Origin of the sequence: Paenibacillus sp. J14 (assembly GCF_000518465.1) — a bacterium.
Taxonomy (GTDB): Bacteria; Bacillota; Bacilli; order Paenibacillales; family Paenibacillaceae; genus Fontibacillus; species Fontibacillus barengoltzii.
The window spans coordinates 36,232-43,259 of sequence record NZ_JADQ01000041.1 but is presented as its reverse complement, the minus strand read 5'-3'; the positions used below and the strand labels follow the sequence as shown (position 1 = coordinate 43,259).

The window sequence follows — 7,028 nt, the reverse complement described above, 5'->3', positions numbered from 1 at the left end:
TCACGTCAATACCGACAAAAAGCTTCAAGTGAAATTCCTCCTTTCGCTAGGGATTCAGGGAATGGACGCTCCGGGATGCCTCCGGCGCACGCGCAGATCTATCACCCTCGCGTATGAGGACACACTTCGGGCCATGAGCTGCCCCGGATCTGCTAAAACCGGGCATGGGATGCCGAAGGGAACAGCCAGCGGGTAAGAAGCTCAGACGCGTACCGGAGAAACAGACTTAAGGAGTAGACGATGCTACTGGAGGCAGAAGGATTTCCCCGAATGGACCCTACGTTCCATTGTCCAGAGGCATACCGGAAAGTCCAGTCCCTGATAGAATTTTCAAAGAACAAGCTGAAAATTTGGAGGCTGTTTTCCATCCCCCGGGGGGATGGAAATGAACCTAAAAGAGCTTTTTAAAGATACTATACGAGGAGTCTAGAAAATGAAAATGAACCGTTTAGGCAACTCCGAGCTGATTGTCAGTGAAATCGGGCTGGGATGCATGTCGCTAGGGACGGAAGAATCCAAAGCGATTGGCCTGATTCACGAGGCGTTGGACCGGGGCGTCAATTTTCTCGACACAGCTGATTTGTACGATGCCGGAACCAATGAAGAAATCGTCGGCAAGGCGATTAAGGGGCGCCGGGATCGCGTCATTCTGGCAACCAAAGTCGGAAATCGGCGGATTCCTGGACAAGACGGCTGGGTCTGGGATGCATCGAAATCGTATATCCTCTCGGCAGTGAAAGATAGCCTGCGCCGGCTCGGCACGGATTATATCGATTTGTACCAACTGCACGGCGGAACGATCGAGGATCCCATCGATGACACGATCGAAGCGTTTGAACAACTGAAGCGGGAAGGCGTCATCCGCGAGTATGGGATATCTTCCATTCGTCCGAATGTCATCCGGGAATATGTCTCTCGCTCGTCCATCGTCAGCGTCATGAATCAGTACAGTATCGTAGACCGGCGCGGCGAAGAAGAAGTGTTCCCCCTGCTGCAAGAGCATCAGATCAGCGTAATAGCTCGAGGGCCATTAGCCAGCGGTGCGCTGGCAGCGAACCGCGAACCCGCTAAAGGTGTGCTGGATTACGAGCTGGATGAACTCCGTGAACTGCGCCGCAAACTACAGGACCTGGAGACGCCGGAGCGCAACCTTACTCAGTTGGCTATCCGCTATTCCCTCGCCCATCCTGCGGTTGCCGTGGTCATTCCGGGAGCCAGCTCACGCGAGCAGCTGCTGCAAAATCTTGCTGCTGCAGAAGTTCCCGAATTAAGTACGAAAGAAGTTGAACTGATTCGCAGTTTAAGTAAAGCGAATCAATATACGTTGCACCGTTAATCTCAAAATAAGAGCAGGCCCTATAAGTGAACAGCATCCTCGCTAACTCGAGTTTAGTGACGGGAAGCCCCTCACCAAAGGGTCTGTTTTTTATGCGGCTTCTAATCATTTGTCACGGTTCCTTACTAGCCCCATAGTTTCGGCTTCATACAACACGACTTAAGGAGACATACTACTTGCGGTAAGCAAAATGACGAAGCAAAGGAGATTTCTTCATGGGTGTGTTAGACGGGAATCCGAAGCATGAGCCAATGCACTACGGCGAAATTTTCACGATATGGGAAAGTTCGATGGCAGCAAAAATGATGTTATCCTGCTACCAGCTGTTCACGTACCATGCGGGTGACAAAGATCTGAAAGAGATTCTAAAGGACCTGATGGATCAGGCTAAACTGGAGATTAAAGAACTGGACAAGCTGTTGACGGACAATGGGATCACCCCCTCCCCCATGTTGCCGGAACGACCGGAAACGAAGCTTGAGGATATTCCACCAGGAGCCAGATTTGCCGATGCAGAAATCGCCGCGAAAATCGCCATGGATACTGCAGCTTCTTTGGCCGGTTGCAGCGGAGCCATGGGGTTATCGATCCGAGAGGATATCGGCGCGTTGTTTGCAAAATACCACGCCACCAAAACCGCATTGGGGCTTAGAATCTTACGGATGAGCAAGGAAAAGGGCTGGCTGGTTCCTCCGCCTCTGCAACTCAAAAAACCAGAGTAATTCGTGTTTACAAGTCATGAAAAAAGCGATTAAACAGACCCGCTGCTTAATCGCTTTTTCCTATTTCATTAAAACAATAACCTTTCTTCTTCCCTGCTGTGGAGTTCATTAATCTCCAGCAAAGCATAAAGCTTGTGCAAAATAGCCTCGCTCCAACCAGAGGTCTCTCGCTGTTGGTGAATGCTGCGAACGACGATTCGCATCAGTTCATGATCGCGTTTTAATTGCACGACCGCCTCCTGGAGGTCTGGATTCTTCTCAGTTACTTCTTGATAGAAGCCGTCTTCTTCTGCATCCGCATGACTTAGAATCCGCGACTCCCAGTATCCCAACAATTCATTCGTTGCCTGCTCTGCCAACTCCAGATCTCCGCTGGCGTAGAAACCCGCAACTTCCTCCGTTTTCGACTTCGCCCCTGCCAAGCCGCCGTCATGAATGGCCTGATGAGCATGGAGTTGCCGCAGCGATGGACCAACCGGCATTGGACTCTCCCCCTATTCTCTGATGTAATCTGGATTCGTTACTTCTCCGCCTTTCCCTTTGGAAGCTCAGAGAACGTTCCGACATAGCGGATATCCTCACCGGTTTCGTCTTTAACCGTGCTGATATTTAGCCACTGTAAGTAGATCTCACCGTTTTTGCGCTTATTCCAAATCTCCCCCTGCCACATGCCAGTTTCTTTAATGCTCTTCCACATGCGGTCATAGAAATCCGGGGCTTGTCGATTCGCTCGCAGAATATTCGGCTTCTTCCCTAATGCTTCCTCTTCACTAAACCCGGTTACGGCAGTAAACGCCGGATTCACAGCCACAATGGTACCTTTCGGGTCAGTGACCAGAATCCCTTGCGCTGTATTGTTGAAGACTTCCGAAGACAAACTCAGCTTATCGGAATAAATCATCCAGAGTACGAGAATCAAGCTGGCTAAAGCGACCTGCGACAGCAGCATAAAACCGATGGAATACTGACCGGTTACCGAATGGATATAGGACAATAACAGCGGCGGGAAGAATCCGCCCAGGCCGCCCATCATGGACACGATCCCGTTGACGATCCCGGCCTGCTTATTGAAATATTGTGGAACCAACTTAAAGATGACACCATTTCCTGCACCGGCAACAATTGCGATTACCAGACAACCGATGGTGTACAAAGTGAATGTTGGTGAGAACGCCAGCACGATAGCCGCAAGCGTAAACCCGGAAAAGATGACGATCAACAGCATCAAAGCATTAAACCGATCCGCCAGCCAGCCGCCAACCGGACGCATAAAGGTCGCCAAAGCGATAAATCCGGCGGTACGCATCCCTGCATCCACCTTGGTAAGTTCAAAGTTCGTCACCAGGAAATTGGGCAAATAGACGGTAAACGCAACGAACGAACCAAACGTAATAAAGTACAACAGCGAGAACAACCAAAGCTTTTCATTCTTATAAACGCCTTTGATTTGTTCCATCATAGCCGTTTTCACCTTCGGCTCTTTACGGTCACCAAAGAAAAGATTTAGCGCTGCAAAAACAAGCAGAAGGATCAAGTACAGCTTGACCGTCGCCGACCAACCGATTTGCGTCGCGATGACCGGTGCGGAGAACGAAGTCACGGCCGTCCCGAGATTCCCGAGACCGTACACGCCGTTGACCAGACCATGACGCTCCTTCGGATAATATTTCGGCAGCGAAGTGACGCCTACGGAGAAGACGGCGCCGCCGATGCCGAGGAACAGCCCGCCGATGATCAAATCGACGTAAGAGTTCGCCTCACTAATGTAGAACACTGGAAACAACAGCAAAATGAAACTAATTAGAAAAACCAACCTTGCCCCGAAAATATTCGCGTAATACCCCAGCGGAATACGTAAAACGGAACCCAATACGACAGGAATAGCCGTAATGATCGCGACCTTATCGGCTGGGATCTGAATGTCCTCTCCCATAAAGGATACGAGGGACGAGATAATGACCCATACGGCAAAACCGACGATCAAATTGAGTGTTTGTAGCGGTAACTGAACTTTTTTTATCAAATCGCTCACCTTTTCCAAAATGACTTCTGAATGACCATTGATTTCCCCACTCATATTGTAGCTGATCCGCTTTGGGGGCCTGTATAGGGTTTTCCCCCGTTTGCCCAGGGAAACTCCCTATCCGCCCGGTTTGGTCACAAAAATACCCATAACCATTGGATAATGATTATGGGCTGTACATTTTATTGGAAAACTATTCAACAATTAACGTGTAAAGTTCCTGATTCAACTGCTCTTGTTCCGCCGATCTCATGACCTGCCTGGTCATTGGAAATAAGACGGTTTCTTCCTTCACGAAATGCACCGTCAAAATTTCAAACGCTTCCCCTGCGTCTCGGCACAAAGCCTTCATTTCCTCCAGCGAATGCTCACTGTTGGCATGGTGAAGAAAATGATCGATATAAGCGAAGATCTCTTCATGCTCTTGTTCGATAGACACGAGAGGCCCTTGGTCATACCCAATATGTTGACCTAATCTCGGAAAAAAGTACGTTTCTTCTTTATGAAAATGCTTGCGCAAAGGCGCTTTAAACTCATGTAACAGCTCCTGAAGAAGCGCGAACTGCTGCGTCGCCTGATCCCCGGAGTAGCGGTCGTTTTGAAAGTCCAGTACAATCGCATGCCATTCGTTCATCAAACTAGCCAAATAACGGTGCTCGTTCTCTAGAATACGCATGGCGGGCGTTTCATTTAACAGTGTTCCTCGTTCCATGTCATAGGCCTCCATTAGAAATCCAGCAGCTTCTTCTTAATTGCGTATTCCACCAGCTCAGGTCTTGATTTCAAATTCAGCTTCTCCATAATTTTGGCTTTATGGGCCTCTACCGTTTTGACGGAGATGTGCAGCATTTCAGCGATTTCTTTATTTCCGTAGCCTTTGGCGACCAGCGGCAGAATCTCAACCTCACGGGTAGACAACAGCTGGTAAGGGTTGTTCTCATCGGCTTGCTGATCTTGGCTAACGAATTCTCGGACAAGGGAGGAGGCGAGCTTCGGATGGATATAAACCCCTCCTTGATGCACCATGCGAATGGCTGAGACGAGTTGCTCATCTGGCGAATTTTTTAAGACATACCCTCTGGCGCCTTTCTTAAGCACATGAAATAAATATTCCTCGTCATCGTGCATCGTGAGGATAATAATATTCGTTTCGGGAAAATCCTCATGGATTTTGGCCGTCGCGATCAAGCCGCTTTCGCCTGGAGGCATGCTGAGATCCATCAACAGGATGTCAGGCCGGTGTTTGGCTACCATTTTGTATGCTTCGATCCCGTCTGCGGCCGTCGCCACGACCTCCATATCCTCTTGAAAATTAATAATCATCGCAAACCCGCTTCGAACAACCGCATGATCATCCGCGATTACCACTTTCACGATCCATACCTCCCTATCCAAGCTTTCGTTCTTGCAGCACCGTTTACGGGGAGACGGCGGCCAACGGAATTCGTAAATGAACGGTGGTCCCTTTCCCCCGCTCCGAAGTCACAGTGATCTCTCCGCCGACCAGCTCTGCCCGTTCTTTCATCCCATATATGCCAAGTCCGGTTCCCTTCGGATCGTTTGCATTCACGTCAAATCCGCTTCCCTGATCGGAAACGACAAGCTCCAGCGTATGCTCGGAAGCAAATAAACGTACGTCAACTTCGTCAACGTTGGCATATTTCAGTGCGTTAAGCACGGATTCCTGACATACCCGGTAGACTACTGTCTCAACCTCACTGTTAAACCGCTGCCCGCCGAGCTCCGCCACAAAACGCACGACGACCCCGTAGTTCTTCTCAATCCATTTGAAATGCGAACGAAAAGCCGCATCCAGACCAAGATCGTCCAAGGAGGCTGGACGCAGCTCCACCGATAGATTGCGAATTTGCTCCAACAATCGGGTGAGCGAAGCCTCCGTTTGTTGGATTTTCTGCAAGGCTTCCTCTTGCACATTCAAATATTTCAACACCCGAAGATCCACCAGCGAGCTGATCAACTCTTGAGCGACACTATCGTGCAACTCGCGGGAGATCCGCTTGCGTTCATCCTCCTGAGCTTTAATAATGCTCTTCATCATAGTATTGCGGTTCAGCATTTGCTGCGTCATGATGGGATTCGTCAGATCGCGCAAGATCAGCACCCGAACCCCCGACTCTTGGTCCACCGTCTGAAAACTGGCCGAAAACGGGACGACGCCTTTCGTCTTGGTCTCCAAATAGAGCTGGAAGGAGCTAAAATCCTTCTTGGTGTTGGAAAGATAGCAATTGATACAGGACATCGGTTCATCTTCACTAGTATATCCACGGCACGAGAAGCAAAAAGCGTTGTGCTCGGTGTCTGCTGATTCCTCCAGCACCCGGCGATCCAGCAGCTTCTCGGCCTGAGGATTCATCGCAATAATCCGATGCTGTGCATCAAAGAATATGATAGCATCGGAGCTTTGCTCATACTGCTTCTGCAGAAGCTCGATGGGTATGTTCAAGGATAACGGATTCATGGGATCAGCTCCTTGATCTCAAAATCACCAAACTGGCCTTGCAGCCATTCATACAGCTGGAGCAAATCTTCCTGGGACATCCGTTGCTCTCCCCGGTAACCGGCCAAGAGCACGCCTTCCACCCGATCCGCCAAATACAGCGGAAGCGCAGCCAAACTGGTCAATCGCTCCGAGAGTAAGATCGGAAAATTGTACTGCTCTTGCGGTTGAAGCACTTCGTCTACACGGGGAACCAGCATGGGGCTGCCGGTTTTGAACACGATGCCGGCAACCCCCTTCCCCGACTGGAGAACGATCCGTTTGTAGCGGTTATTCAAATTGCCTGAAGCGTATTTCCAGGTAAGTACAAAGTCGTTGATCGCCGACTCCGCAAAGGCCAGCGACACAAAATCATACCCCATTTGCTCTCTTAATTGATCGATCATCACCTGGTAGCAACCGGAGGTTGGTTTCATGAACTCGTCTCCC

Annotated in this window: 9 protein-coding genes; 3 read left to right on the top strand and 6 right to left on the bottom strand. The window is 49.8% G+C overall.

The window, feature by feature from the left end; all coding sequences use genetic code 11:
• From M891_RS25860 to M891_RS0115465, 3 genes are all read left to right on the top strand, one after another.
• Positions 1–196: hypothetical protein (locus tag M891_RS25860; RefSeq protein ID WP_028539484.1), on the top strand; the 196-nt coding region annotated here is incomplete at its 5' end.
• A 237-nt stretch (positions 197–433) separates the two neighbouring features.
• Positions 434–1,336 carry an aldo/keto reductase gene (locus tag M891_RS0115470; RefSeq protein WP_009223289.1) on the top strand — a complete coding sequence of 301 codons (903 nt, stop codon included), beginning with the start codon at positions 434–436 and terminating at the stop codon, positions 1,334–1,336.
• A 215-nt stretch (positions 1,337–1,551) separates the two neighbouring features.
• A complete protein-coding gene (locus M891_RS0115465; protein WP_009223288.1) occupies positions 1,552–2,058 on the top strand; it encodes a DUF3231 family protein in 507 nt (168 codons plus the stop codon).
• A gap of 68 nt (positions 2,059–2,126) precedes the next feature.
• Here M891_RS0115465 and M891_RS0115460 read toward each other — a convergent pair whose 3' ends face one another.
• The 6 genes from M891_RS0115460 to M891_RS0115435 form a co-directional block, all read right to left on the bottom strand.
• Positions 2,127–2,540, bottom strand: coding sequence for a hemerythrin domain-containing protein (locus tag M891_RS0115460; protein WP_028539483.1), 414 nt, complete (start codon positions 2,538–2,540; stop codon positions 2,127–2,129).
• Positions 2,541–2,578: 38 nt separating this feature from the next.
• Positions 2,579–4,081 (bottom strand): nitrate/nitrite transporter, encoded by a 1,503-nt coding sequence (locus M891_RS0115455; protein ID WP_036700671.1) that lies wholly within the window; start codon positions 4,079–4,081, stop codon positions 2,579–2,581.
• A gap of 193 nt (positions 4,082–4,274) precedes the next feature.
• On the bottom strand, positions 4,275–4,793 hold the full coding sequence (locus tag M891_RS0115450; RefSeq protein WP_028539481.1) for a hemerythrin domain-containing protein: 519 nt from the start codon (positions 4,791–4,793) through the stop codon (positions 4,275–4,277).
• Positions 4,794–4,807: 14 nt separating this feature from the next.
• Complete coding sequence (locus tag M891_RS0115445; protein WP_036700661.1) at positions 4,808–5,455, bottom strand: response regulator; 648 nt, start codon at positions 5,453–5,455, stop codon at positions 4,808–4,810.
• A 43-nt stretch (positions 5,456–5,498) separates the two neighbouring features.
• Positions 5,499–6,560, bottom strand: coding sequence for a sensor histidine kinase (locus tag M891_RS0115440; protein ID WP_028539479.1), 1,062 nt, complete (start codon positions 6,558–6,560; stop codon positions 5,499–5,501).
• Positions 6,557–7,015: a GAF domain-containing protein gene (locus M891_RS0115435; RefSeq protein WP_028539478.1), complete on the bottom strand. Its 459-nt coding sequence runs from the start codon at positions 7,013–7,015 to the stop codon at positions 6,557–6,559. The genes M891_RS0115440 and M891_RS0115435 overlap by 4 nt, the downstream gene beginning before the upstream one ends.
• Between the last annotated feature and the right edge of the window lie 13 nt (positions 7,016–7,028).